This window comes from Rhizobiaceae bacterium (assembly GCA_023953845.1).
Lineage (GTDB): Bacteria > Pseudomonadota > Alphaproteobacteria > Rhizobiales > Rhizobiaceae > Arvimicrobium.
In genome coordinates, this window is the sequence record JAMLJC010000001.1 from 4,371,961 (window position 1) to 4,397,196 (window position 25,236).

Here is a 25,236-nt window from a genome sequence, read left to right on the forward strand (position 1 = left end):
CTCCCGCGAGTCGGCGAAAGGCTATCAACGCCTTTCCGACAACAGCAAGACGACAGCGGTTCCGCGGCTAGTTGCGCACAACAAAGGCGTCCCGCGCGCCATTCTTCCAGGCGGCATCGAGGACGTCGTCGACCGACGCGCCGGAACGCGGATAGAGGTTCACGGCATGCCATAGCGTGCCGTCGAACTCTGCGCTCTCGACTTCGACGCGTCCGTAGGAAGCCAGCCTCTTCGCAACCGAATCGGCCTCGCCGGCATCCTCGAACGAGCCGGCCGCGACGTAGGGCGCGAAATTCTCCTGCGGCGCCGCGTCCAGCGCAGCGAACGCCCGCGCCGCGCGCGGTGCCGGCTCGCCCGCGTAGGACATGATCGCCGAAGCGACCACGATCTCGCCCGGCAATTCGTCGAGGCCGGGACGTTCCGGCGCGATCGGTCCGAGCGCCGGCAGCATCAAGCCGCCATCGGCGATGTCGCTCATGGCAAGCGCAGGCGCCGTAGTCGCGATGTCCGTCAGCTCGCCGGGGAACGGCACCGCGGCCTGCGGGGCGCTTCCGCCCGGCGTCGAGCCGTTCATGGCGATCATGACGCCCGTGGGAAGCCCGTCCGACGGATCGGGCGCGGCGTTGCCCGGCCGATAGGACGCCACGAGATATGCATCGTCCTGACCGTGAAGCGGCGCGCGGCCGACATACTCGACCTTCACCGCCGCCGTGCCGCTATGCGTGTAGTCGAGCATTTCGGCCGCCCTGCGGGACAGATCGATGATGCGGCCGTTGGAATACGGTCCGCGATCGTTGACGCGCACGATAACGGAACTGCCGTTCGCGGTGTTGGTGACGCGGGCATAGCTCGGCAGCGGCATCGTCGGATGCGCGGCGGTCAGATGCGTCATATCGTAGATTTCGCCGTTGGCGGTCAGGCGACCGTGGAAGGCGTCGCCATACCAGGAGGCGACGCCCTTCCTGGTGTAATTCCTGACTTCCTTCGGATAATACCACTGGCCGCGCACCTTGTACGGCTTGCCGAGCTGATCCCGGCCACCGCCGCGCGGCAGGCCCGACTTGAGGTTGGAGACGCGCGGGCTCGCCTTCACGCCATATTCGGACTCGGCGAAATACTCTTTCGAGCGCGGCTTCTTCACCACCATCGACTTCGGTTCCGGCGCGCTGCCACATGCGGTCAGCAATGCCGCCGATATGGCGACAACCATGAACGAACCGGAACGGAAGAAACGTCCGCGCTTCAGAAACCGAATTCCCAAATCGCCCCCACCTACCATCGCCGACAGTCGATTTCTGATCCGGACCGTCATCTGGCGGAACCGCATTGCGCGTCTGCCCCGCCCCTCCTCTAACCGAACAGTGCTTATCGGCCGATTAACCGATTATGTCGAGATCGGGGCTGGATTGTGGCAGAAGTGGCGTGCGACGCACAGCTTCCATGCAAGTGCGCAGAGCAATGCATCCGACAGCGCACGTCAGGCGCCCGCGAGCCATCCCCAAAGCCTGCCATAGGTCTCGATGACGGTTTTGAGTGACAGTCCGCCGATCCAGAGATGAGCGGCGATCAGCAGCGTCGATCTCAGCAGGTTGGTCGGCTTCTTCTGCCTCAGCACATTTGTGATGAGCCCGGCCGCTATCGGCAAAAGGACAAGCCCGAGATGCGCGAGGAAAATCGTGACACCGTCACGGACTGCGCCCAACATCCCGGGCCAGGGCGGGATCGTCCAGGGGATGAAGCTCCAGACGAGACCGACATAAATGCAAAGGATCACCAGCAGCCAGACGACGTGCGAGAAACGGTCGCGCAGCGATGTCGGCACGGTGTTGGTGTCGGTGCGATCCGGATCGTACCATGCGCTCTGCACCACCGAGCGGTCGGTGAAGAGCTTGCCGGGCGACTTCATCACGGGGTCCATGACGAAGGCATTTCTTTCCATCGACTTCCGGTAGCGTCTTCCCGACATCCTTACCGGGGTCCAGGGCACGACGAACTTGCCTTCGCGCTTCAGGGCCTGCGCAAACGGCGTCTCCTCGCCCCAGAACATCTTTTCGGGGAACCCACCCGTCGCATCGAACGCCTCGCGTGTGCAGAACATGAACGGCCCGCCGGTGAACCCCGTGAGGATGGCGCCGACGAGAAGTCCGGCGTGGCCGACCCGGGCGTAGAGCGGAACTTTTTCGCCGCGTTCGAACCACGTCGCGCCACCACCGCCTGCGGTCCCTTCCCTCATGGCCTTCAGGGCGGCGCCTACGGTTCTCGGGTTCGGAAGCGTGTCGGAATCGACGAAAAAGATGAATCTGCCGCGGGCCGCACGCGCTCCAGAGTTTCGCGTCGCCGCGATCTGGCGATGGTGGGCGGTGACGACGCGCGCGCCGGCCTGTTCGGCGATCTCCGCAGTCCGGTCGGAGGAATTGTCGTTTGCGACGACGATCTCGTAGCTTTCGCCAAGCGCGCAGGCGGCCTCATGGATTGCCTGCAAAGTCCGGCCGATGAAAGCCTCCTCGTTGTAGGCCGGAATTACAAAGGAGATGGACGGCGCCGGCGCGGCGCCGGCGGTCGTTTCACCCACGCTTTCCGCGCCTGTCGCAGTGCGCCCTGAAGAATCTGTAGCCATTCGAAGACCCCGTTCTTCTATCCCTTGAGGCGACCGGAAAGTGCGGACGGCAGCGAACCTGTCAGAGTCCGATGCAACCCGCAGTCTCGGGGCGCCGGCTGGAGTCGACATTCGCTGCGCGATATGCCTAACCACCAGCTTCCCGCATAGCGCGAAAATTGGCGACATGAGGTCGCAGACGTGCCAAACAAGGACCAATCCGACCGTGCGACATCCGATCAGAGAGTGGAATCCGTACGGATCGAGCCGATGCCTACCCGCCGTGAGCGGCCTGCAATGATTCGCCTGGAGCCGATAACCAGCTTCGATCGCCCGCTGTCGGTCTCCGAATACTATCACGCCAGCCTGGGGAGCAGCGGCGGCATCGTCCAGCCCGTCGAGGCGACTTTCATTCTGGAGGGCGACGGCGCCGACTTCGAAGAGAAGGCCTGGCGGCAGGCGCTCGACAAGGCAAGTATGGCCAACCCCGGAAGCCGGGTCAGGCTCGTGGGATGTTCCTTGTTCGCGCGCTGGCGGAGCGACGGACCGATGCCGCGCTTGCGCATCGTCGAGCGAACCGACTGGGACGGCACGTCCTGCAAAGGCGCCGGGTTTCTGCGTCCGTCCGCCTTCTCGGTCGAAGAAGGGCCTGCCGTCGAACTCCTGCTCGTCAATCGGTCGCCGCGCGGCCGTCTGGTCGTCATGCGCACGCCGCATGCCGTAATGGACGGGCGCGGCGCGCTGCATTTCCTCGCCGAGGTGTTCCGCGCGCTGCGCGGCGAACCCTTGCTAGGCTCCAACGCGCCCTTCACCGACGTCGACGTCATGCGGAAGTTCGACCCGAAGAAGACGATTTCGCGCCCTATCCCGACAGGCCGGCTAACGGGAGAACCGGAGGGCGAGGAAAGCGGCGACGAATGGCGGCGGATCACGCTCGACGTCAGCAGCCGGGACATCGTCAGCCGCGTCGCGCAGGCGGCTGCCGAGCACATGCATCTGCACAGCGATCTTCCCGCGCTTTTCACCGTGCCGGTCGATATAAGGCGGCACGTGCCCGGTCTCATTTCGACCGCAAACTTCTTCGGCGTCGTCTTCGTGCCCCTGCAAAAAGGCGAGAGCGCCGAGGTTTTTCAGGAGCGATTCCGTTTCATGCTCGCCGGACGCATGGAATGCTACTATCTGGCGATCGGGCAGCTGTTCAAAATCCTGCCGCGCCGCTGGATCGATCGGATGCTGGCTCGATATTCGGGCTACAACCCACTGAAAAAGCACATTCACACGCTTGGCATCTCCAATGTCGGGCGCATGGACCCCGCGCTCTACAGTTGGGAGGGTTATTCGATGCGATCATGCTTCGTGATCCCGCTGCAGGGAACGAACCTGACGCTGATGGGAGCAGGCGACGGCGTCGAGATAGCGATAAACATACCGAAGGTATTCGCCAGCAATGGGCGTTTCGACGCTTTCGTGGATCATCTCCGGCAACGGCTTATCGAAACCGACCGTCGATGAGTCGCGAGTCCATAACTCGACGCTTTCCGTAACGTCATGATAGTCAAAGGCACGGCTCGCAGCAGGAAGCGCCGCCGGAACCTTGTTGACGCGGCGATCCGGAGAGCGGTAAAGCCGAGCACGTAAACCGGCGTTCGGTAGAAAAATGGTAGCAGAAACCCGAAACAGGGGGACGCAGGCCATAGCGAAACAACGTCGGAGGGATGGCCGAGCGGTTTAAGGCACCGGTCTTGAAAACCGGCGTGGGCGCGAGTTCACCGTGGGTTCGAATCCCACTCCCTCCGCCATATCGTTGTTGCTTTATGGATTTCGACAGCGCGGCGTCCGGCCCCAGCGTGATGCGCGGATCGCAGCCCTCCGGCAGTGCCGGCATGGGCATCGCCGCGAAATGACGCGTCGCCAGCGGACACCAGCTTAGAAAAGATACTCCCGGCTCCTCAAGGCTGCGGCGCTTCTGCCTGCTTCACCAGCACAGCATCCTCGAGCGCCTGAAGATCATTGCCGACGCGGTCGATCAAGTCCTGTACGTCCTCGGCGCTGATGCCGTGCTTCAACGCAAACGCCTCGATATCCTCGACCCGCTCGGTCTTCAATTTAGGATTGTTCACGGCAACCTCCTTCCGGAAAATCACCCGCCGCTGCCTGACAACGGCATGCGCAGCGCCGGGTTCCCTGTTTCCGTAGCGCGTACCCGGGCCGGAAAAGGCTCGCGGCCTTGCATCGCCCCGCCATTCATATCTAAGTCGGATCGATGCGAATATTCCACTCGTATTCTTGCCGGTCGGTTGCCAAATCCCCGCAACGGGGATTCGTCTGAACGTGCGCCCCGCGCTTCTCGATCCGCTTTTCGTGCCGATCACCTCGCTGGAAGGTGTCGGGCCGAAGGTCGCGCGCATGATCGAGAATGTCGTGCCGGCCGATCTCGGCGGCCGGGAGGCGCGCGTCGGCGATCTCATCTTCACGCTGCCGCATTCGGTCATCGACCGCCGAAACCGCCCGGGAATCGCGCTGTCTCCGGAAGGCGCCATCGTCACGCTGGAAGTCCGGGTCGATCGCCACCAGCCGCCGCCGCGCGGCAATCGTTCCGTGCCGTATCGTGTCTACGTCCATGACGAGACGGGGGAGATGGCGCTTACATTCTTTCACGCCCATGCCGCCTATCTCGAAAAGGCGCTGCCGGAGGGCGAGACAGTCATCGTGAGCGGGCGGATGGAGTGGTTCAACGGCCGCCCGAGCATGGTCCATCCCGACCATATCGCGCGTGTTGGAGATGCGGAGAGCCTTCCGCTGGTCGAGCCGGTCTATCCGCTGACGGCAGGCCTTTCGATGAAAGTGCTGCGGCGCGCGATCGGGCAGTCTCTGGCACGGCTGCCGGGCCTGCCGGAATGGCAGGACGCGGACGTCATGCGGCGGCAGAATTTTCCGTCGCTTGCGGATTCGCTGACCCGCCTGCACAATCCTGCCGATCCGCCCGATGTTGCGCCGGAAGGCACGGCGTGGCGGCGGCTCGCCTATGACGAATTCCTTGCGGGGCAAATCTCGCTGGCGCTTGTCCGGGCGCGGACGAGGCGGCTGGCGGGACGTCCGCTGACAGGCGACGGCAGGCTGGAAGAGGCCGTGCGCCGCGCCCTGCCCTATTCGCTCACGCGCTCGCAGGAACGCGCATTGCAGGAAATCAACGCCGACCTCGCTAAGCCGGAACGCATGCTGCGGCTGCTGCAAGGCGATGTCGGTTCGGGCAAGACGGTCGTGGCGCTGCTGGCTGCGGCGCGCGCCGTTGAGGCCGGGGGACAGGCCGCGATCATGGCGCCAACCGAAATCCTCGCGCGACAGCACCTCGCCACCATCGCGCCGCTGGCCGAGCGGGCCGGCATGCACGCCGCGATCCTGACTGGTCGGGAGAAGGGCCGCGAGCGCGCGGAGGTTCTGGAAGGGCTCGCCAGCGGGCAGATAAACATCGTCGTCGGCACGCACGCGCTGTTTCAGGAGGCCGTGGACTATAAGGACCTCGTTCTCGCGGTCGTCGACGAGCAGCATCGTTTCGGCGTGCACCAGCGGCTCGCCATCACCGCCAAGGGCAACGCGCCCGACATGCTGGTGATGACGGCGACGCCGATCCCGCGCACGCTGGTGCTGACCGCCTTCGGCGACATGGACGTGTCGCGCCTGACGGAAAAACCCGCCGGCCGCCAGCCGATCAGGACCGTCACGCTGCCGCTCGAACGGCTGGAGGAGCTGGTGGGGCGGATGCGCTCGGCCGTCGAGGAGGGCCAGAAGATCTACTGGATCTGCCCGCTCGTGGAAGAATCCGAAGAGATCAAGCTGATGTCGGCGGAGGACCGGTTCAATTCGCTGAAACCGGTTTTCGGGGATGCGCTGGGACTCGTCCATGGCCGCATGAAAGGCGCGGAGAAGGACGAGGCGATGCGCGCCTTCAAGGCCGGCGAGACGCGCGTGCTGATAGCGACGACGGTGATCGAGGTGGGCGTCGACGTGCCGGACGCGACGATCATCGTCATCGAGCATGCCGAGCGTTTCGGGCTGGCGCAGCTCCACCAGTTGCGCGGCCGCGTCGGGCGTGGCGACCGCGCCTCGACCTGCGTGCTGCTCTATAAGGACCCGCTCGGCGAAACGGCGAAACGACGGCTTTCTGTGATGCGGGATACCGAAGATGGTTTCGTCATTGCCGAGGAAGACCTGAAACTGCGCGGCGAAGGCGAATTGCTGGGCACGCGCCAATCCGGCACGCCCGGCTTTCTGGTGGCGCGCATCGAGCACCATTCGGATCTGCTGGAAATCGCGCGGGACGATGCGCGACTGCTGCTGGCACGCGACCCGGACCTGCAAAGCGAGCGCGGGCAGGCAATAAGGCTGCTGCTCTATCTGTTCGGGCGCGACGAGGCGGTAAGACTGCTGAGGGCTGGGTGAGGCAGGCTCCCCCTTCTCCTCTTGTGGGAGAAGGGGGAGCCTTCGTCCGAGCGTAGCGAGGACGAGAAAAGGCGACGGATGAGGGGTGTTGGACGGATCGCAACGCCTCATTTCTTCCAAGACCCCTCATCCGACCTCGCTTCGCTCGGCCACCTTCTCCCACAAGGGGAGAAGGAAGATTGCGCACCCTACTCCGTCGCCTTCTTGCGCAGCTCCTTGGCGACATCGACCAACGCCCTGGTCTTTTCCTCGATCTCCGGACCGACCAGCCCGGCGGAGATCAGCATCTTGGCCGCGTCCTCCACGCTCATGTCGAGGGGGATGAGGTCGCGCTCGTCCACGAACAGCAGATAGCCGGTCGTGACGTTGGGCGTGATCGGGCGGAACACGGCCACGGTACGGCTGTGCTGCTTCGAAAGCGCCCGGTTGATTTCGGTGTCCTGCTGCTTGGCGATGAAGACGATCGACCAGCTTCCCTTGCGCGGATACTCGAACAGGGCGACCTTGTTGAAGAGTTCGGAGCGGTTGGCGAGAACCGTTTCGAACATCTGCTTCAGGCCGTTGTAGACATTGCGCACCAGCGGCATGCGGTTGAGCAGGCGCTCGCCAAAGCCGACTATGGCGCGTCCGACGAAGTTCGCCGTGACGAAGCCGATAAAGGTGATCATCAGCAACGCGAAGATGAGGCCGACGCCAGGAACCGGAAAATCGAGATAGGTGTCCGGATTGTAGCGCGCCGGGATATAAGGCTTCATCCATGCGTCTACCCAGCCGATCACAGTCCACGCCAGATAGGCCGTGATCGCCAGCGGCGCAGTGACGATGATTCCCGTCAGGAAATAGTTCCTGAGACGGGTCATACCGGTGTGTCCTGTGGTGACGACATGCTTATCCCGATTGTGCGATGCAACCGATTAGAGCAGCGCGCCACGCTTTGGACAATCAAATAAGACGGAGAACGCAAACGCCGACGGCAAGCCGCAGCGATGCGCGGCGATCACCTTATTCGACCGTGACCGATTTCGCCAGATTACGCGGCTGGTCGACATCCGTGCCCATGAAGACGGCGGTGTAGTAAGCGAGCATCTGCACGGGAAGCGCATAAAGGATCGGCGCGATGATCTCCGGCACGTCGGGCAGGACGATCGTTTCGAGTGTCTTGACCGTCGAATGCTCCTCACCCTTCTTGTCGGTGATGAGGATGATCTTGCCGCCGCGCGCGGCCACCTCCTGCATGTTCGAAACTGTCTTCTCGAAGATGCGGTCGTAAGGCGCGATCACGACGACCGGCATGTTCTCGTCGATCAGCGCGATCGGGCCATGCTTCAACTCGCCCGCCGCATAGCCTTCGGCATGGATGTAGGACAACTCCTTGAGCTTGAGCGCGCCTTCCAGCGCCAGCGGATAGCTGGTGTCCCGGCCGAGATAGAGCACGTCGCGATGATGCGCGAGCTCGCGCGAGACACGCTCGATCTGTTCTTCCAGCTTGATGACCTGCGTGGCGAGGCGAGGCGCTTCGGCCAGTTGCTGCACGAGCTTCCGCTCCTCCTCGGCCGAGATATGGCCCCGCTCAACCCCTGCGCGGATGGCGAGCGCGGCCATCACCGAAAGCTGGCAGGTGAAGGCTTTCGTCGAGGCCACGCCGATCTCCGGCCCTGCGAGCGTGGGCAAAGTCACATCCGCCTCGCGCGCCATGGTGGATTCGCGCACATTGACGATGGCGCCGATCGGCACGCCTTCCTTGCGGCAGTAGCGGAGCGAGGCCAGCGTGTCCGCCGTCTCACCGGACTGGGAGACGAATAGCGCCGCGCTGTTCTTCGACAGCGGCATTTCGCGGTAGCGGAATTCGGAGGCGACGTCGATGTCCACCGGCAGCCGCGCCAGCCGCTCGAACCAGTATTTGCCCACCAGACCGGCGAGATAGGCCGTGCCGCAGGCGGATAGCGCCAGCCGGTCGACCTTGGAAAAATCCCAAGGCAGTTCGAGCGCCTTGGCCTTGCCGTTGGTGAAGTCGATGTAATTGCCGAGCGTGTGGGAGATAACTTCCGGCTGCTCGTGGATCTCCTTGTGCATGAAGTGGCGGTGGTTGCCCTTGTCGACCAGAAAACTCGTTCCGATCGACTGCTTGCGGGCGCGCTGCACGGGCTCGCCGTCCATGTCGAAGATCTGGATCTGGTTTCGGCGGATCACCGCCCAGTCGCCGTCCTCGAGATAGGTGATGGAATTGGTGAAGGGCGCGAGCGCGATCGCGTCCGACCCGAGGAACATCTCGCCCTCGCCATGGCCGACCGCGAGCGGCGGCCCGTTGCGCGCACCGACGATCAGGTCGTCGTCGCCCTTGAACATGATGGCCAGCGCGAAGGCCCCGCGCAGACGCTTCAGCGCGCGGAAGGCGGCATCGACGGGCCTCGCGCCGCGCCGCAGCTCCCGCGACACGAGATGCGCCACGACTTCGGTGTCGGTCTGCGAGGTGAACTTGTAGCCGTCCTTTTCAAGCTCTGTGCGGAGTTCGGCAAAATTCTCGATGATGCCGTTATGGACGATGGCGACATCATCGGAGAAATGCGGATGCGCATTCGTCTCGTTCGGCACGCCATGGGTCGCCCAGCGCGTGTGGCCGATGCCGATGGTGCCGTCGAGCGGCTCGGCGTTGAGCCGGCGCTCGAGGTTGATGAGCTTGCCCTCGGCGCGCCGCCGGGCGAGCTCGCCATGCTCGATGGTCGCCACGCCCGCTGAATCATAGCCGCGATACTCGAGGCGCTTCAACGCGTCCACGATCAGAGGCGCCACCGGCGAATGGCCGACGATCCCCACAATGCCGCACATGCAAAACCTCGATTCCCGCCGTTTTGGTCAGCTCGTGTGTAGGCCTGCCGGTCGCGCGAACAGAAATCACATTCGATTTCTATTCGTGTCAGGTGGAAGCGCCGCGATCAATCATGACCGATGGCGATTGAAAACCGGTTACCGGGCCTGTTTTGCTTCTTTTGCTGCCCGAAGCCGGTCGCGCAGCCGCTTTCCCCGTTCGGGAAGCGTGGTTTGCTTTGCCCGGCCGAACGCCAGCGCATCGTCCGGGATGTTTTCCGTAACGGTGCTGCCGGAGGCGACATAGGCGCCCGCGCCGATGGTGATGGGCGCAACAAGGGACGAGTTCGAGCCGATGAAAGCGCCGGGCCCGATGTCGGTGAAGAATTTGCTGAAACCATCATAGTTGCAGGTGATGGTGCCTGCGCCGATATTCGCCTCCACGCCGATACGCGCATCGCCGATATAGGTCAGGTGGTTGACCTTTGCGCCCTTCTCGATGGTCGCCTGCTTCACCTCGCAGAAATTGCCGACCTTCGCCTTTTCCTTGAGGTCCGTGCCGGGGCGGAGGCGCGCATAAGGGCCGACCTGTGCGCCCGCGGCCACCTTCGCCCCTTCGAGATGGGAGAATCCGTGGATAACCGCGCCGGATTCGATCTCCACGGCCGGCCCGAAGAAGACATGCGGTTCGACAACCGTGTCCTGGCCGATCTTCGTGTCATGGGAGAAGAAAACGGATTCGGGTGCGACGAGGCTGACGCCGTCCAGCATCATCTCGCGGCGCTTGCGCCGTTGCCATATGGCCTCGGCGTCGGCGAGTTCGACGCGGTTGTTGATGCCGAGCACATTCTCGAAGGCCACTTCCTGCGCGACGACGCGCAGATTGCGGCCGCGCGCGATCTCGACGATGTCGGTGAGATAGTATTCGCCCTTCGCATTGCCGTTGCCAACGGCGTCGAGCAGCGACAGCGCATGCTCGCCGGCGATCGCCATCAACCCGCCATTGCAGAATTTTATGCGCCGCTCCTCCTCGGAACAGTCGCGCTCCTCACGGATGGCGACCAGCTCGCCTTTGTCCTCGATGAGCCGGCCATAGCCCGTGGGATTTTCGGTGCGGAAGCCCATGACCACGACGGCCACACCGGTTTCGAGAGGCGTCCGCGCTGCCGCGAGCGCCGCCGCCTCGATCAGCGGCGTGTCGCCGAACATGACGAGGATGTCGTCATAGCCTTTCGCGATCGCATTCCGCGCCGCCAGAACCGCGTGTGCGGTGCCGAGCCTTTCCGTTTGAACGAAGGTGGCTGCTTCAGGCGCGAGTTTCGCCAGTGCGTCGCGCACTTGCTCTCCGCCGTGACCGGTCACCACCGCGACATCACCGCCCAAGGTGTTCGCGGCCTTCACCACATGGCCGAGCATGGGCAGGCCAGCCACCGGATGCAGGACTTTTGGCAACGCGCTCTTCATGCGCGTGCCCTCTCCGGCGGCGAGGATGATCGACAGGCAGTTGCGTGCGGTCATGGGTGATTCCGGCGTTCGAACAGGTTTCAGCCTGTAGCATTCGCCCGGTAATCCGCCAATTGCGAGGCTGTGATCAGCCGATCTGCTGGAAGACCGGAAAGGTTTCGAGCAGCCAGTAGGAAGCAGTGCGGATGCCCCCGGTGATGAAAAGGATGCCCGCGACGACGAGCAGGCCGCCTATTACCTTCTCGACACGGCCGAGATGGGCGCGGAAACCGGACATCCAGCGCATGAAGGCTCCCGAGAACAGGGCAGCGACGATGAACGGCACGCCGAGGCCGAGCGAATAGACCAGCAGCAGCAAGGCGCCCTCCCCGACCGTCGCGCTGCCGCCGGCAAGCGTCAGGATCGGGCCTAGCACGGGACCGATGCACGGCGTCCAGCCGAAGGCGAAGGCGAGTCCCATGACGTAGGCTGCCGCCGCGCTGGCCGGCTTGCCTTGCGACTGAAAACGCGCCTCGCGCGACAGGAGCGGAATGCGCAGGACACCGAGGAAATTCAGGCCCATGATGATGATCAGGATGCCCGCGACGATCGCCAGCGGCTCCTGCCAGGCGCGCAGGAAGCGGCCGATGGTCGAGGCTCCCGCGCCAAGCGCCACGAAAACCGTGGTGAAGCCGAGGACGAAGGCGAGCGAGGCGACAAGCAGCGCGGCGCGCGTACCCTGGCGGACGGCTTTGTCCGCGCCCTGTCGAAAATCCTCGACGCTGACACCAGCCATGTAACAGAGATAGGGTGGCACCAGCGGCAGCACGCATGGAGAGAGGAAAGAAAGCGCGCCCGCCCCCGCCGCGGTCAGATATCCGATGTCGACTGCCATCTTCCCTCGCCCGCCGGATTCGACGGATTGAACACGCCAGCGGGCATATAGATTGGCGGATGGCGCGACGCCAATCACCGTTGCGTGGTGCATTGCCGCAGCACCGGCCCGAGGCTCATCAGAGCGCCCGCTTTTTCGGTTGACCGGCTATTTCTCTCTCCCTATGTTCCGCCGCACTTTCCTGGGCGGCGTCTGCCGCCTTTCGGGAGCGCGTAGCTCAGCCGGTAGAGCAACTGACTTTTAATCAGTAGGTCCTGGGTTCGAGTCCCAGCGCGCTCACCAATACCTCTCGATAAAACAGAGGGTTACCGGCTCTTACGGTAACATTTGTCGGTTTTATGCGCCTTCGCGTTGGTTCAGCGCGATGGCGCGCTTTTCAGCAATTGGCGGCAAGTCCGTGGCATATAGATAAGCCCGCCGCCAGAAACCCGGCGACGGGCCTTTCACGTTTTACCCCGCGATGAACTCGGCGTCTCAAGCGCGACGCTGGACCAATGTTCCTAGGACGTAGACTCATTACCTCGGAGCCAGATTCGGACTGAGACGAGCTTGAGGGCGGCGAGGTAGTTTTCGGCGAGCTTGTCGTAGCGGGTTGCCACGCGGCGGAACTACTTGGCCTTGTTGAAGAAGCGTTCCACAAGGTTGCGCGCCTTATAGAGGAAGGGGCTGAAGCAGATCGGCTCCTTCCGGTTGGCCTTTGGCGGGATGTTGGCCCAGGCTTTCTTCTCTTTCACGGCGACGCGCAATGCGTTGGCGTCATAGCCTTTGTCGGCCAGGAGCATGGCACCTTCCGGCAGATCGGCGATCATGTCTTCCGCCGAGGCAATGTCGCTCTTTTGGCCCGGTGTAAGCGTCAGCTTGATCGGCCTGCCCGTGGCATCAACGAGTGAGTGGATTTTGGTTGTCAGTCCGCCTCGGGAACGACCGAGACAGTGATCGTGATCCCCCTTTTTGCCGCCGCACCCTGCTGGTGGACGCGAACGATGGATGTGTCGATCATCTGTATCTTGCCGTCGCGAGCCTTGGTGATGGCATCCATCAGGCGGTCCCACACACCGGCTTTGCGCCAGCGGTTGAAGCGGTTGTAGATCGTGGTGGGCGGACCATAGCGGGTGGGCAGATCGGCCCATCGTGCGCCTGAGCGCAGAACCCAGAAGATACCGTTCAAAACGCGGCGGTCATCAACACGGGGCACGCCCCGCACCTTGGTGGGCAGGTGCGGCTGGATCGCACGCCACTCAAAGTCGGTCAGGTCGTAGCGGTTCATGACAACCCGTCCATCTGCCGATGGAGCGGCGTGCCTTCCAGATCGCCATTAATGAGCCTCTCAAGCTCGATAAGGCTTTCCCGCACCCGCGACATCGCGGCCGGGTCCAATCGCAATTCGTTCTCATACCCAAACCTCAGCATCAGTTGCACAAGATCGCGCAATTCGGCCTTGTCGGCGTCCCCGACCTCGGTGAGGTCACCATGGTTGTATCCGTAACCATAGCTCTGCTTGATCTTAACGAGATAGGGTCGAGGACCGGCGCTCTCGATCCACCAATCGATCATATCCAGGACGATGCTGCGCTTCAGCCCCCAAACCTCGTCCGTCTTACTAAACCCGAAAACGCTCAAAACATGAGCCCCTTGCCGCAGAGATAAACAACCCATGGTCTAGCAGACAACTTACTGGTGTAACACGCTTCCCGATTTATGGGTTTACGGCCTAGGCGGGCGCGTCCCGGCCAGCCTTGCTCGCGATCGCAGGTGTCACCTTGGGGTCCTCAATCAGTATGTCCGCGTGACGAGCAAATTCGACGAACGCTGCACGAGCATCCTCTACCGTACCTTTGCCGAGCAGCGCATCCCGGCACGCAGCAATGGCAGCGGCATGTCTCGCGTCACGAGCCTGTCGCCAGTCATCAAGGATGATAAGCGCACCGTTTGCGGTGCGGATCTTGGTCGGGAAGCCGAGGCCAATGAGAATCGAAACGGGCTTAGCGAACGTGCCAATCATGTTTCCTCCAGCGAAATGCGAGATGCGTTCGATTTAGGAAAACATTGCCCAGCTTCAAGCGGCACAAAGGAGCCTGCCTTGGTTTTTGTACGGAACATTTCTGCGACGACGACATTTCCGGGGTCTAGTCTGTGCTTCGAACAGCACAGAAATGCCCGCCGGGATCACGCCGCACACAGGCGACCGGCGGGCCTTGGTTTTCCGACAATTCCCGTAGAAGGCAGATTTCAATCTGCGCAACTGCTAAATAAAAAGACCGCCCTCAGCATCGGCCAAGGGCGGTCGTTTATTGACGGAGAAGCTGCTACCAGGGGCGGCTCCACCCTTCGAACACGGTCTGCTTGTCCCGATGGTTTCCGCCCATGACGGCGCCGTAATAGGCGCCTGCGGCTCCGATCATCAACGATGCCGCTGTGATGAAGGCCGCGACGACAGCGATGCGCCGTGCGTGATCGGCAGCTTCCCTGGCCTGCGTTTCGAGTTCCTGGGCCTGCGTCCAGACCTGATCGACACGCTGCTGAACTTCCTCCGCCGGAATGCCTGTCCGCGCAGCGACGGTGTCGATGATATACTGCCGGTCAGCCTGATCCATTTCCCCCGACGCCAGCGACGAAAGGATAATGCGGCTCACTTCCTGACGCTGGTCTGCCGCGCTTGCCGCATCGGCGGTTGCCGGAGCACCGGCAGGCGCGCGGAACAGGCGATCCACGAGCAGATCGTTGTCGGAGATAGCGTCCGCCGCGGCATTGACAGCGCCGCTCGCGGCTCCAGAGACAAGCGTCGTAGCCGCATTCGTCGCCGTGGAAACTGCGGTCGCCACGCCCGAGAACGTCACGACCGCACCGATCAGCACTCCGAGCGCCCAGACGGTCAGGCCATGAGAGCCGTCCCTGATATCCGATTCCTTCTCCGTCGCGTCGTAATTGCGGCGGCGGAGCCGGCCGGTGAGATATCCGCCAGCCATGAAGCCCGACACCTGAACCCATATCAGCCACAGCGCCGCGGCGATCGAGAAGCCGACCATCGAAATGCCTGTGTTCTCATGCGCCGAAGTCAATGACAGTCCCAAGGCTGACCCGAAGGTAAGCAACACCAGGGAAATCGCCGAAGCCAACACCGTGCCGGCGAAGATGGCCGGCCAATCGACGTATGATGTGTCAGTCTGTTTTCCAACCTCGACCTGAACGGCCGCGGGAACGTCGGTTATCGCCATTTCAGCTCTCCTTCTTGCGTTTGAGAGCGGGTTCAGCGCAGGCCGAACAGCGACAAGATGGCCATGATGACCACCACGAGACCGACCAGATAGATGATGCCATGCATGGGGAAGCCCTCCAGTGAATGATCTGGCAAACATCCCTGGAGGCCAAAGGTTCCCTTCGGCCTGTGTGGCGCCGCATTTCCTCGACGGCGGCCTTCGTGAAGTGCCGGCAACGACCTCTTCCACTTTACGCGGCAATCAGGCGCTCATATAGTTTCAGGCCTGCGGGGGTGGGCGCGGATGGCCGACTTTCATGGATTCCGAAAACCGGTAGATCCGGCGTTCGAGAAGTTCGACCGCGAGGATGGCGGCATCGTCGAGTTCACGAACAGTGCGCTCATCTACCAGATGCTGCCGGTCGGCGGCCTGCGCATGATCAGCGCCACCTCGCCGGCGGATCTCGCCTGCGTCGTCGAGATTGCCAAGCCGCTCGCCGAGTTCGGCCGCCGCACCTTCACCAGCACCGTGTCCCCCGCGCAATTTGTGCCGCCGCCGACGCCGGACCGTTTCCGGCAGGCCCTGCCGGCCGGAATGCACATGGTATTCGAGGTGCGCGGTCTGGCGGCGGGGCACACCGAAATCGTGCTGCGGGCGGCTGGCGGCGGCCCCCTGGCGTCGATGCGCCTAAGCGTGAAGTCGGAAGTCATGGTCACCATGAGCGCCTGCCGGCTGACCGACATCGTCACCGAGAACCCCTTCACCGAGAACGAGATCCGCGCATGCGTCGCGCGAGCCAAGGAGATCTACAGGAACACGGCAAATGTGACGCTGATCGACGACCCCACCATCTATCACGTCGAGAGCGACATCGAGCTCGGCAATCCCATCGTCCTCGGCAAGCAGATCACGGAGTACAGCAGCGAGGATTCGACGGTGCTTCGCCACATACGCGCGAAAGTCCCGCCGGCGGCTCGAGCAGCTCGGTTTGTCTGCATTTTCGGCTGGGATTTCGAAATTACGCACGCGCCGCTTGTCGGGGTCCAGATCGGGCAGCTTTGTTTTGTCGAATGGAATACGTCCGACCGCAGCCGCGCCATGACGCTGGAGCACGAGCTTGGCCATGCAATGGGTCTTGGACACACTGCCATCTTTTCGATCATGGCGGGCTCCGGCATCGAAGGTATCGAGCGTTTTGAGGAAGCGCATATCGAAATCCTCAACAAGTCCGGCAACACGCCATAGGGATTGTCAACATGGCTCTGACATCCGTCCTGTTCCGCGAATGCAGGGAATTGCAGATGTGCGCGGTCAGCCATGCCGCGCATGTCGTGCCGGGTGCGAAGGGCGAGCATGTCGCGCGCATCAAGAAGGCGCTAGACGTGCTTGACAACGCCGTCATCGACCCTGAGGAAATAAGAACCCGCACCTACGGCAAATCGACCGCAGCCGCCGTACTCGCCTACAAGAAGGCGCGGGCCGTCATCAACACCAGCTACCAGACGAGCGCCGACAACATCGTCGGCATCATGACGATTGCTGCGATGGATAAGGAGCTCAACGAAGCGCGGGATCTGCCGCAGAAGACGCGCGGCCGCCGCTGCACCCGGCTCGGATAAGCGTGCAGCCTACAGCCTGAAACTCCAATAAAGGCACGCGAGTGTTGCCGCGACAAACAGCACAAAGCCGAGTGTCCGCGTAAGGACATTGCGCCGGAATCCATCAAGGAACTGATGTGCAATCAGGATCGCAGCGGCGAATCCGAACTGCCAATCGAGAAACACACCCAACGCCGCGATGCTGCCGAAAGCGGCGCGGGCGACCTGAAGGCCGACGATCGCCGCCAGGAGCACGACCGAGGCAGAAAAGATCGGACTGGCGGCGTTCGCATACATGAAGCCTGCGGCGCGGGCCGGAGCAAGGACGATCAGCATCGCTGCGAAGGCATACAAGGCGGCCAACGGCACAAACGTCGCCGCGCCTGCAAGAGCGTCGAGCCGGGAAAGCCCGGTGGCCCCGTGCGGATAGCCTTTCGTCTGGACGGCGATGCTCAGCGCCGCCAGCAACGCTGTCAGGATGGTCACCACCAGAAAGAGAACTGCGGTCTGTTTCATGCGATAGGCCGAAGAATCATGCTTCCAAGTCAATAAGCCTGGACGCGAGAGGTTGGAAGTCTCACGGCAGGCGGCTGTTCACTCTGCTAAAGCGTCGGGAAGAAGTCGCACCACGGCATCTTGCCCAGGCGCTCGAGGTGTTCCGGCCGTATGTGATCCCGCTTGTCGTTGATCGAAAAGACGCTCGTCGGATCCCTGACTGTCGTGGGCGCCACCGGATCGTCGTCATGAACCGTCAGGCCGGTCGCATGAATCATCTCGTGCAGCAATGTCAGCCGGTCCGGCCGCGTCTTGTTCGAGTTGATGATGATGAAGTTCGGAAACATCTTTCCGTCAAACGCGCCGCCGTCGGTGATGCCGAATTCCGGCGCGGTGGATACGAACGGATGGACGATGACGCGCAGTTCCGAAAGAAACATCGGCCGCGCCTTTATCGCGGCCTTCGCCAGGCCGAAAACGTCTGACGGCACTTTCGCATCGATCGTCATCGGATAATCGAACGGCGCCACAAACCTGAGATCGCCGCCGACGGGGACGATGAGCAGATTATCCATCAACTGGTTGCCGGCATCCATCATATCGGTATGGCGGCGGCCGTCCGTCTGGACACCGAGATTGGTGATCTGCCAACCGACGCGAAGCACCTTCGGCAACTCGAAGCCAATGCGGGTCTCCCCGACGCCGAAAGCCTGCGTGGCCGCGAACTGCGATGATTGCGCGCGTCCGGCGCTGCTGCCGCCGATGGGGTCTCCACAGCAATTCCGGCGAGGGCTCGTCCGCTCGATCCTGGCCATCTCCTCGTCCAGAGCGCGGATCGTCATCTTGCCGACAATGTTGTCAGGCTTCGACTGGTACGCACGATTGATGATGGCTCGCTGCGTTTTGTAGGCCAGAACCGCGCCGGCGGTCGACGTCCCATAGGTCATCGTCGTGACGTCGGCCTGACTGATGGAAGCGTCGGCGAGGACGAGCAACGCTCGCTGCACCTTGTTGACGAACGGTCCTCGCGTGCCGATCGTGAGGTGTGCCTGGTCGTTGACGAGACAGGCCTCCAGGCGCTGATCTCCGCTGAAAAGCTGCGACACAAGCGGCATGACACCTCCCCCGACTGTCGGCCAACGCTATCAGGTCTGCGCGCAGGCGCAAAATGACGTGTGGATGTTGTATCGCGGGAATCCCGTGAATGCTCCAACCCTTCAAGGCGTTGGAGCATCACGCAGCACTGACCTCAATAGTCTTTCTCGTAGAAGACGCCGACGCTGGAATCGCCGTCGGAGCCGACCGCGCCCTTGGCCTTGAAGTCGTCGGTAATGTCGAGGTTGATGGTACCGCGCGTCGTGCCTTTGGCTCCCGCTTCCACCCCCAGATAGATGTTGTCGCGGATGTAGCGGCCGGCGCGGACGGCGGCGTTGCCTTCGCTGTCGGTGACGACGTCGAGGTCATCGAGGCCGGTCGCGCTGCGCAGCGAGCCGAGCAGGGACGTGTTGGAGCCGCCGGCCAGTTCGGCCGCTGCTGCCGCGAGCTGCGCGATCTGCAAAGGCGAAAGTTCGCCGAGGCTGCGCTTGAAGATCAGGCGTGCAAGCACCTCGTCCTCGGGGAGCGCGGGCTGCGAGGAGAAGCTGATGTCCAGATCCGACACGCGGCCGCGCACGGTGATGAACACCGTAATGTCGTCGCCCTCGGAGCGCGCCACGAAGTTCAGGAACGGATCGAGATCACCGACAAGCGTCACCTCGCCTTCGTCGAAGGTGATGCGCTGGCCGAGGATCGACAGGCGTCCCCGGATCAGGCGGAAGGCGCCCACCGGCTGGATGTTCGTCACCGGTCCGGTAAGGCGTACGGAGCCGCCGATTTCCGCGTCCAGTCCCCTGCCGCGAATGAAGATCTGGTTCGGCGCGCTGACATTGATGTCCAGCCGGACGACGCTCGGGCGCCCCTGCGGCACCGGCGTGCCGTCATTCGCCCTGGCGCGGCGGAGCGTTTCCTGCACGGCCTTCGGCGGCTTGATGTGCTTGACGTCGATCTGCGCCGCACCACCCGCGAGGTTTTCGGGCACCATGATCTCGGCACGATCGACATTGATCATGCCCGACAGCAGCGGATCGCGGGTCAACGGACCGGTCATGGCGAGATTACCGCTGACCGTGGCGATGACCATCGTGCCGTCCACATAGCGGGCATTGTCGAGAACGATCCTGAGATCGGCGGGGAAACCGGCCGCGGCGTTGGTCGAGACGGTGCCGCCGGCGCTGATGCGTCCGCCGGTCGAAAGTGCTGCCGAGGCGCTGCGCAGCGTGACCTGCTCGCCATCGATCGCACCCATCACCGCTATGTCGTTGAGCTGGATATTGGCCTCGGGGTCGACCACCGTCGCGCCGATGGTGGAAAACATGCCGCGAATGACGGGCTGCTGGAGCGCGCCGGTTACCGACGCGCTGAGCGACACGGTGCCCGAGACCTGTGTGCCGCGATCTGCAAGGAAGCGGTTCGCCAGCGATAGCGGCGCCTCGCCGTTCAGCGAAACGTCGAGACCGGAGCCGGCGAAAGGCACGCGGCCGTTGCCGGAAACACGCAGGCCTTGCGGTCCCGCGACCGTGACCTGGGAGAGTGCGACCGCATTGTTCCCGTAGGAGCCGGCCGCGCTTACCTCCAGCGGCGACAATCCCGCCTCGTCCAGCACCGTGGCACGAACGCCCGCGCCGCGTATGTCGAAGCGCGCGGCTGGGTCGGAAAGCTTGCCGGTGACCTGCGCCGTGCCCGAAAGGTTGCCGCCGAGCCCCTGCCCTCGCGCCACCGCATTCATCACGGCAAGGGGAAACGCGGCGAGATCGACGTTGAGATCGAGGTTGCCGTCATCGAGCGGCACCGCGCCGGAGATCGAGGTTCGCAGGCCCTCGGGACTTGTCACGGATGCGCGGATATCGAGACGGGTCGTGGAGGATTGACCGGAGGCATCGACGTTCAACGTGCTGAGCCCGGCCTGTCTCAGCGCGGCAGCGGCGAGATCATTGCCTTTCAGCGTGAAATTGATCGCAGGCCGGAGCCGCGTGCCGCCGACCGTGGCCTTGCCGTCGATGGTGCCGCCAAGTTGCAGGTCGGGACGGATCGCATTGGCCACAGCGAGCGGCAGGGCGGAAATATCGACATTCAGGTTGAGCGTGTCGGCAATTTCGCCTGCCGCGCTCAGACGGCCGCCGCCGACATCAAGAGCGAGATTGTCGATGCGGACATTCTGGCCCTGAACCAGCAGCGAAGCGGGTTCGGCAAGACGGGCGGCGAGGCTGCCCTGCGTCAATTCCATCTGGGAAAGCGCGAGGCGGAAACCGCCATCCACCGGCGTCAATGCGCCCGTCACGGATGCGTCGGCGCCATTGGCCAGCGCCGCCGTGGCGTTGAAGTCCGTAGTCGTGCCCTGCCTTGTGGCCTTCGCGTCGAGGCGTGTGACGTCGATGCCGGCCGCCTTGACGTTTGCAGCGGCGACCGTGCCGTCGACCATCGGCACGCCGAACAAATCCGCGACGGATGCCGTTATGTCGGCCCTTCCGACCGCTGTCTGTTCCACGGCAAGATTACGGACCTCGGCCTTCACGCCGGCATTCTGCACGCCGTCGTTCGGCGTCAGCGTTATTTCGGCGTCGATGGCGCCCTTCGCCTCCATGATGGCGAGCGCCGCGAGCGTCGAAATGTCCGCAGCGTCGAGCGTCAGGTTTCCGTTCAGCAAGCCATCGGAGCCCTGCGTGAGATCGCCCTTGATGCTGGCGCCACCGGCCGTGAAATTCAGGCCGGTCAGCCTGCGTTCGCCATTGGCGACGGAGACGCCGCTGGAAAGTTGCGCGCGAATGCCGTCGAGGAAGGCGTTCCCGGTCACCTGTCCGTTCAGATTGCCGTCCTGAAGCGTGCCCTCGAAGGCCATTTTCGTATCGGTGAGATTCTTGCCGACGACGGAGCCGTTCGTGATGTCGGCGCCGAAGGTCAGGCCGATAAGGCCATCGCTGCCAGCAGCCTTTCCGGCTGCGGACAGCCGGCCGGTCACCCGGTCCGACAGTTGCGAAAGGTCTTCCAGCGTCAGGTCGAAGCCGAAATTAGCCGCTCCCGTGGCGTAGGTGCCATCCGCCGTCAGCGCGACCTGATCGTTCGCCAGCCGGAACTGTCGGGCGACAAGACCCTGCTCGCCGCGCCCGACGCCGCCGGTGAGGCGCGTTTCGCCGCGCAGAAGGTTGTCGGCAGCCGTGATGTCTGTGGCAAGGTTGCTGCCGGTTCCGTCGATCATGAGATCGAAACCGCCGGAAAGCGGGGAAATCGTGCCCTTGGCCTCCAGCCTGACCCCACCCTTCAGGTCGCGGCCCGCAAGTCCGGAAAACGGCGAAATGTCCGCGGCGTCGACGTTTACGGTTCCATTGAAAATCGATTCGGCAATCTGCCCGGCCAGACCAAGGCTGAAGCCATTGGCCGCGATCCTCGCCACCGGAAGATCGACCGGCTGTCCGGCGCGCCAGCTCCCGTCGACATTGAGCGTGATGATTTCTCCCAAAGCCTGCGCAATTGCCGCGTCCGTCGCGACGACGCCGGATGCACCGCCCTTGGCGGAAAACGTCACGGTGCGGTTCGCCGGATCGTTGAGGTTGGTCGCGAGGCCGCCGAATTCGATGTCGACCACTTTCGAGCCGAAGGTGGTGGTCGACAGAGCGTCGATCCGTATACGCCCGTTCCAGGCGTCGGACGCATCCTCGCCGAACGAGAGATCGACAACGGCCTTGCCCACCGTGGCATCCGCCCCGCCGATCGGCAGAAGAGTCCTTTCCTCGTTGGGATTGTCGATCACCGCGTTGAGACGGACGCGGCGCAGGAAATTGTCTGGCGTCGTTTCGAGCGCGGCCTGCACCGCGAGCGCCGCGCTGTTGATCGTCAGCGAGTCGAGCGCCAGCCCGCCGGCCGAGCGCACCGTGCCGCTTGTCTGCAGGCGCGTGTCGGCGCCGAAGAACGAACGGAAGCGCGGCGCGATCAGCGTCGAGATCGGCCCGCCGACATCGGCGGTGAAGCGGATGCCGTCCGCGGCCTGCCGCAGGCTGGTCGTACCCTCGAGCACGCGCTCGGCGTTCGCATCCATGGTCAGCGCCAGATCGAGCGTCGATACCGGCCCGTTGCCTTGCAACGTCAGCGCGATCGGAGGCCGGCCCTCTATGCCGAGCAGATTGGCGATCACGCCATCCGCAGGTTCGCTGAGCGCGAGATTGAGCGCCAGAACCTGCGTGGCATTGGCGTAGTTCGCCGTGAAGTCGAACTTGCCGCCGGGGCCGTCGAGGCGTGTCACGTTCAGCGCCGTATCCAGAGCACCGTCAATAAGCGAGAGCCTGCCGGCCACGGAAATCTGCGCCGCAAGGCCGAAGACGTCTTCTCCGAAGGTGACAAGCGGCACCTGCAACTCATCCAGTTCCACCGACAGGGGCAGTTCGGGAACGGAGAATCCGGCGCCGGCTTCCGGCGACGGCAGCGACTCGTCTGGCAAGGGCTTGCGCAGGATGTCGATGCGATCGGCGGCGAGCCGGTCTATGTCGAGCCGTCCACGCAGCAGGGCGAGACGAGTCCAGACGATCTGTGCGTTCGTGATCCGCAGCCAGACGCCCTCCCGGTCGGCAATGGTGATCTCGCCGATGGTGGCGTTCGAAGAAAGCACGCCCTGTATGTTGTTGATGCGGATCTGCCGGTTCGGCGTCGAAAGCTGCTCTTCGACATAATTGATGAAATAGGAGCGCTCCTCCTCCGGCGTCTCCTGCGCGAAAGCGGGCGCGGCGAAGAGAATGAGCAAGAGGACAAGGAGGAACCGCATCAGAACGCCTGCCCTATGCCGACATAGAAGGCGAAGTCAGGGTCGCCGTCGCCGGGATTGAGCGGAACGGCCGCATCAAGACGGATAGGCCCGAGCCCCGTCAGATAACGCAGGCCGATACCGGCGCCGACCTTGATCTCCTCGGAGAATTTCGGCAGCGAATCCGCGCCGACATAGCCGGCATCGGCAAAGGCGACGACGCCGATCGAATCCGTCACCTTGCCGCGCAGTTCCGCCGACGCCTCGACCAGCGAGCGCCCGCCGACCAGACCAGCGGGCGTCTCGACGCCGATGTTGCGGTATTCGTATCCGCGCACCGAACCGCCGCCGCCGGCGAAAAACAGTTTGTCGGGCGCGATCTCCGCTATGCCGGGACCGAGGATCGAACCGAGCTTCAGCCGCCCGGCGGCGACGATGCGCGCATCCTCGTCGAAGGCGTAGTAGGTCCGCCCCTCGGCGACCATGCGCAGCGCCGGATTGCCGTAGTTGAACTCGTAATAGGGCTCCATCTCGAAATCGAGGTAGAAACCGCGCGTCGCGTTAGCCTTGTTGTCACGACCGTCATAGGTGACGCCGCCGATGAAGCCGGCAGTCTGGAATTCCCGCTTGCCGAACACGTCGTCGTCGAACTTGGCATAGCCGCCCGTGGCGAAGATCCGCCCCGAAAGCTCGTCGGTGAAGATGTGCGTGAAGCCGGTCGTCGCGATCACGGCATTGCGCGTATAGGCGTCCAGCACCTCGCGCTCGCCGACCAGCGAGGCAATGAAATCCGTGTCCGGCGTATAGACTCCCGGCTTGGTGAAAGCGGCAGCGACGCGATAGGTGAACTCGTCCACCTCGAACGTGTCTCCTATGCCGGCGACTTTCGCGTCGAAGCGCAGCCGCTCCGCCTTTCCGAACAGGTTGCGGTGCATCCAGTAGGCTTCGAGCCCGAGGCCATCGAGGGTGGAATAGCTCGCGCCGAAGCCGAAGCGGCGCGGAAGGCGCTCCTGCACGATGACCGCGACCGGCAGACTGCCGTCGGCGCCGATTTCCTCCGCCTCCTCGATGCGCGCGGCGCGGAAGACATCCAGACGGGCGAGCCGGTCGTTCGCCTTCTTGATCTCATCGGGATCATACTCCTCACCGATCGGCAAGCCGGTCATGTAAGCGACGAAGTCCGGGTCCATGCGCTCGGTGCCTTGCACGGTCACCGGCCCGAAAGTCGCATGGCCGCCGGGCTCGACGACCAGCGTCGCGTCGACCACGTCCTGATCGTGCGCGGCCTCGACACGGCGCTCGGCCACTTCGGCCTTCGGATAGCCCTGCTGGCGCCAGGCTTCGACCGAAAGCTTGCCGGCCTGCACGATGACGCCGGATCGTGCGATCTCGCCTGCCATGAAGCCCGCCTTTTCAGGTGACATGACCTGATCCTTGCGGTCATCTGTCGGCGGAGCGCGGTTGACGATGTCGGCCTGACGGAAATGGAAAAGCGGCCCCGGATCGACAGAAACCCGGATCGTCGCCGGGTTGGAAACCTGCGCATCGGGCGGCAGGTCGGCCGCCTCGCGGCCGTCGATCGTGATGCTGATGGAGCCGCCGTATCGCGCTTCGGCATAGAGCGATGCCAGCAGCCGCCGGTAGTCGCCCCGCGCCTTCGCCAAAAGACCGGCGGCACCGGACGCCGCTTTCTCGCGGTCCTGCCAGAGGGTCGATGCGCCTTTCAGAACAGCGTCGAGATCGGCTTCGTCGGCTGTGGGAGACGTCGAGAACTCGATGGAATAGCGGTAGGGCTCGCCGATCGTATCGTCAGCTTCGTCTTCCTTGCCACCAAATATCTTGATGCCGAACAGTTCGAAGGAGTGCGCAGGCAACGTCGACCCGGCCAGAACGACGCCAAGCGCGACCATACATCCCCATACTGGCCAGCGCCTGGACGG

At 63.4% G+C, this 25,236-nt stretch carries 18 protein-coding genes, 2 tRNA genes and 1 pseudogene; 6 read left to right on the forward strand and 15 right to left on the reverse strand.

Annotated elements, in window-relative coordinates:
• Window positions 1-67 precede the first annotated feature (67 nt).
• Both M9955_21620 and M9955_21625 read right to left on the reverse strand, forming a co-directional pair.
• Entirely contained in the window at window positions 68-1,210 is a 1,143-nt protein-coding gene (locus M9955_21620; protein ID MCO5084245.1) for a septal ring lytic transglycosylase RlpA family protein, read from the reverse strand.
• A gap of 267 nt (window positions 1,211-1,477) precedes the next feature.
• The gene (locus M9955_21625; protein MCO5084246.1) at window positions 1,478-2,572 is read right to left on the reverse strand and encodes a glycosyltransferase; all 1,095 of its coding nucleotides are present in this window, start codon (window positions 2,570-2,572) and stop codon (window positions 1,478-1,480) included.
• Window positions 2,573-2,866: 294 nt separating this feature from the next.
• Here M9955_21625 and M9955_21630 point away from each other — a divergent pair, with 294 nt between their 5' ends.
• Complete coding sequence (locus M9955_21630) at window positions 2,867-4,108, forward strand: hypothetical protein (GenBank protein MCO5084247.1); 1,242 nt, start codon at window positions 2,867-2,869, stop codon at window positions 4,106-4,108.
• A gap of 197 nt (window positions 4,109-4,305) precedes the next feature.
• A tRNA-Ser gene (locus M9955_21635) sits at window positions 4,306-4,395 on the forward strand.
• Window positions 4,396-4,545: 150 nt separating this feature from the next.
• Here the strand turns inward: M9955_21635 and M9955_21640 are convergent.
• Entirely contained in the window at window positions 4,546-4,716 is a 171-nt protein-coding gene (locus M9955_21640) for a hypothetical protein (protein MCO5084248.1), read from the reverse strand.
• Between the two features lie 199 nt (window positions 4,717-4,915).
• On the opposite strand from M9955_21640, the gene recG reads away from it, so the two are divergent.
• On the forward strand, window positions 4,916-7,036 hold the full coding sequence (recG, locus tag M9955_21645) for an ATP-dependent DNA helicase RecG (protein MCO5084249.1): 2,121 nt from the start codon (window positions 4,916-4,918) through the stop codon (window positions 7,034-7,036).
• A gap of 188 nt (window positions 7,037-7,224) precedes the next feature.
• On the opposite strand, the gene M9955_21650 is transcribed toward recG, so the two are convergent.
• The 4 genes from M9955_21650 to M9955_21665 all read right to left on the reverse strand — a co-directional run bounded on the left by M9955_21650 (window position 7,225) and on the right by M9955_21665 (window position 12,179).
• Complete coding sequence (locus M9955_21650) at window positions 7,225-7,896, reverse strand: DUF502 domain-containing protein (protein ID MCO5084250.1); 672 nt, start codon at window positions 7,894-7,896, stop codon at window positions 7,225-7,227.
• Between the two features lie 142 nt (window positions 7,897-8,038).
• The gene (gene glmS, locus M9955_21655) at window positions 8,039-9,862 is read right to left on the reverse strand and encodes a glutamine--fructose-6-phosphate transaminase (isomerizing) (protein MCO5084251.1); all 1,824 of its coding nucleotides are present in this window, start codon (window positions 9,860-9,862) and stop codon (window positions 8,039-8,041) included.
• Between the two features lie 138 nt (window positions 9,863-10,000).
• Window positions 10,001-11,359, reverse strand: coding sequence for a bifunctional UDP-N-acetylglucosamine diphosphorylase/glucosamine-1-phosphate N-acetyltransferase GlmU (gene glmU / locus M9955_21660; GenBank protein ID MCO5084252.1), 1,359 nt, complete (start codon window positions 11,357-11,359; stop codon window positions 10,001-10,003).
• Between the two features lie 73 nt (window positions 11,360-11,432).
• The gene (locus tag M9955_21665; GenBank protein ID MCO5084253.1) at window positions 11,433-12,179 is read right to left on the reverse strand and encodes a cytochrome c biogenesis CcdA family protein; all 747 of its coding nucleotides are present in this window, start codon (window positions 12,177-12,179) and stop codon (window positions 11,433-11,435) included.
• A gap of 206 nt (window positions 12,180-12,385) precedes the next feature.
• On the opposite strand from M9955_21665, the gene M9955_21670 reads away from it, so the two are divergent.
• A tRNA-Lys gene (locus M9955_21670) sits at window positions 12,386-12,461 on the forward strand.
• Between the two features lie 218 nt (window positions 12,462-12,679).
• On the opposite strand, the pseudogene M9955_21675 reads toward M9955_21670, so the two are convergent.
• From M9955_21675 to M9955_21690, 4 genes and pseudogenes are all read right to left on the reverse strand, one after another.
• Window positions 12,680-13,446, reverse strand: a pseudogene (locus tag M9955_21675) (IS5 family transposase).
• Entirely contained in the window at window positions 13,443-13,799 is a 357-nt protein-coding gene (locus tag M9955_21680) for a hypothetical protein (protein MCO5084254.1), read from the reverse strand. Before M9955_21680 ends, M9955_21675 begins: the two are co-directional and overlap by 4 nt.
• Window positions 13,800-13,890: 91 nt before the next feature.
• Entirely contained in the window at window positions 13,891-14,181 is a 291-nt protein-coding gene (locus tag M9955_21685; protein MCO5084255.1) for a DUF982 domain-containing protein, read from the reverse strand.
• A 304-nt stretch (window positions 14,182-14,485) separates the two neighbouring features.
• On the reverse strand, window positions 14,486-15,394 hold the full coding sequence (locus M9955_21690) for a hypothetical protein (protein ID MCO5084256.1): 909 nt from the start codon (window positions 15,392-15,394) through the stop codon (window positions 14,486-14,488).
• A gap of 285 nt (window positions 15,395-15,679) precedes the next feature.
• Here M9955_21690 and M9955_21695 point away from each other — a divergent pair, with 285 nt between their 5' ends.
• Window positions 15,680-16,621, forward strand: a complete 942-nt coding sequence (locus M9955_21695; protein ID MCO5084257.1) for a hypothetical protein — start codon at window positions 15,680-15,682, stop codon at window positions 16,619-16,621.
• An 11-nt stretch (window positions 16,622-16,632) separates the two neighbouring features.
• Window positions 16,633-16,995 (forward strand): hypothetical protein, encoded by a 363-nt coding sequence (locus tag M9955_21700; protein MCO5084258.1) that lies wholly within the window; start codon window positions 16,633-16,635, stop codon window positions 16,993-16,995.
• 9 nt (window positions 16,996-17,004) lie between these two features.
• On the opposite strand, the gene M9955_21705 is transcribed toward M9955_21700, so the two are convergent.
• The 4 genes from M9955_21705 to M9955_21720 form a co-directional block, all read right to left on the reverse strand.
• Window positions 17,005-17,490 carry a hypothetical protein gene (locus M9955_21705; protein MCO5084259.1) on the reverse strand — a complete coding sequence of 162 codons (486 nt, stop codon included), beginning with the start codon at window positions 17,488-17,490 and terminating at the stop codon, window positions 17,005-17,007.
• Window positions 17,491-17,576: 86 nt separating this feature from the next.
• Window positions 17,577-18,584, reverse strand: a complete 1,008-nt coding sequence (locus M9955_21710; protein MCO5084260.1) for a hypothetical protein — start codon at window positions 18,582-18,584, stop codon at window positions 17,577-17,579.
• A gap of 134 nt (window positions 18,585-18,718) precedes the next feature.
• On the reverse strand, window positions 18,719-23,317 hold the full coding sequence (locus tag M9955_21715; GenBank protein MCO5084261.1) for a translocation/assembly module TamB domain-containing protein: 4,599 nt from the start codon (window positions 23,315-23,317) through the stop codon (window positions 18,719-18,721).
• The gene (locus M9955_21720) at window positions 23,317-25,206 is read right to left on the reverse strand and encodes an autotransporter assembly complex protein TamA (protein MCO5084262.1); all 1,890 of its coding nucleotides are present in this window, start codon (window positions 25,204-25,206) and stop codon (window positions 23,317-23,319) included. The genes M9955_21715 and M9955_21720 overlap by 1 nt, the downstream gene beginning before the upstream one ends.
• Between the last annotated feature and the right edge of the window lie 30 nt (window positions 25,207-25,236).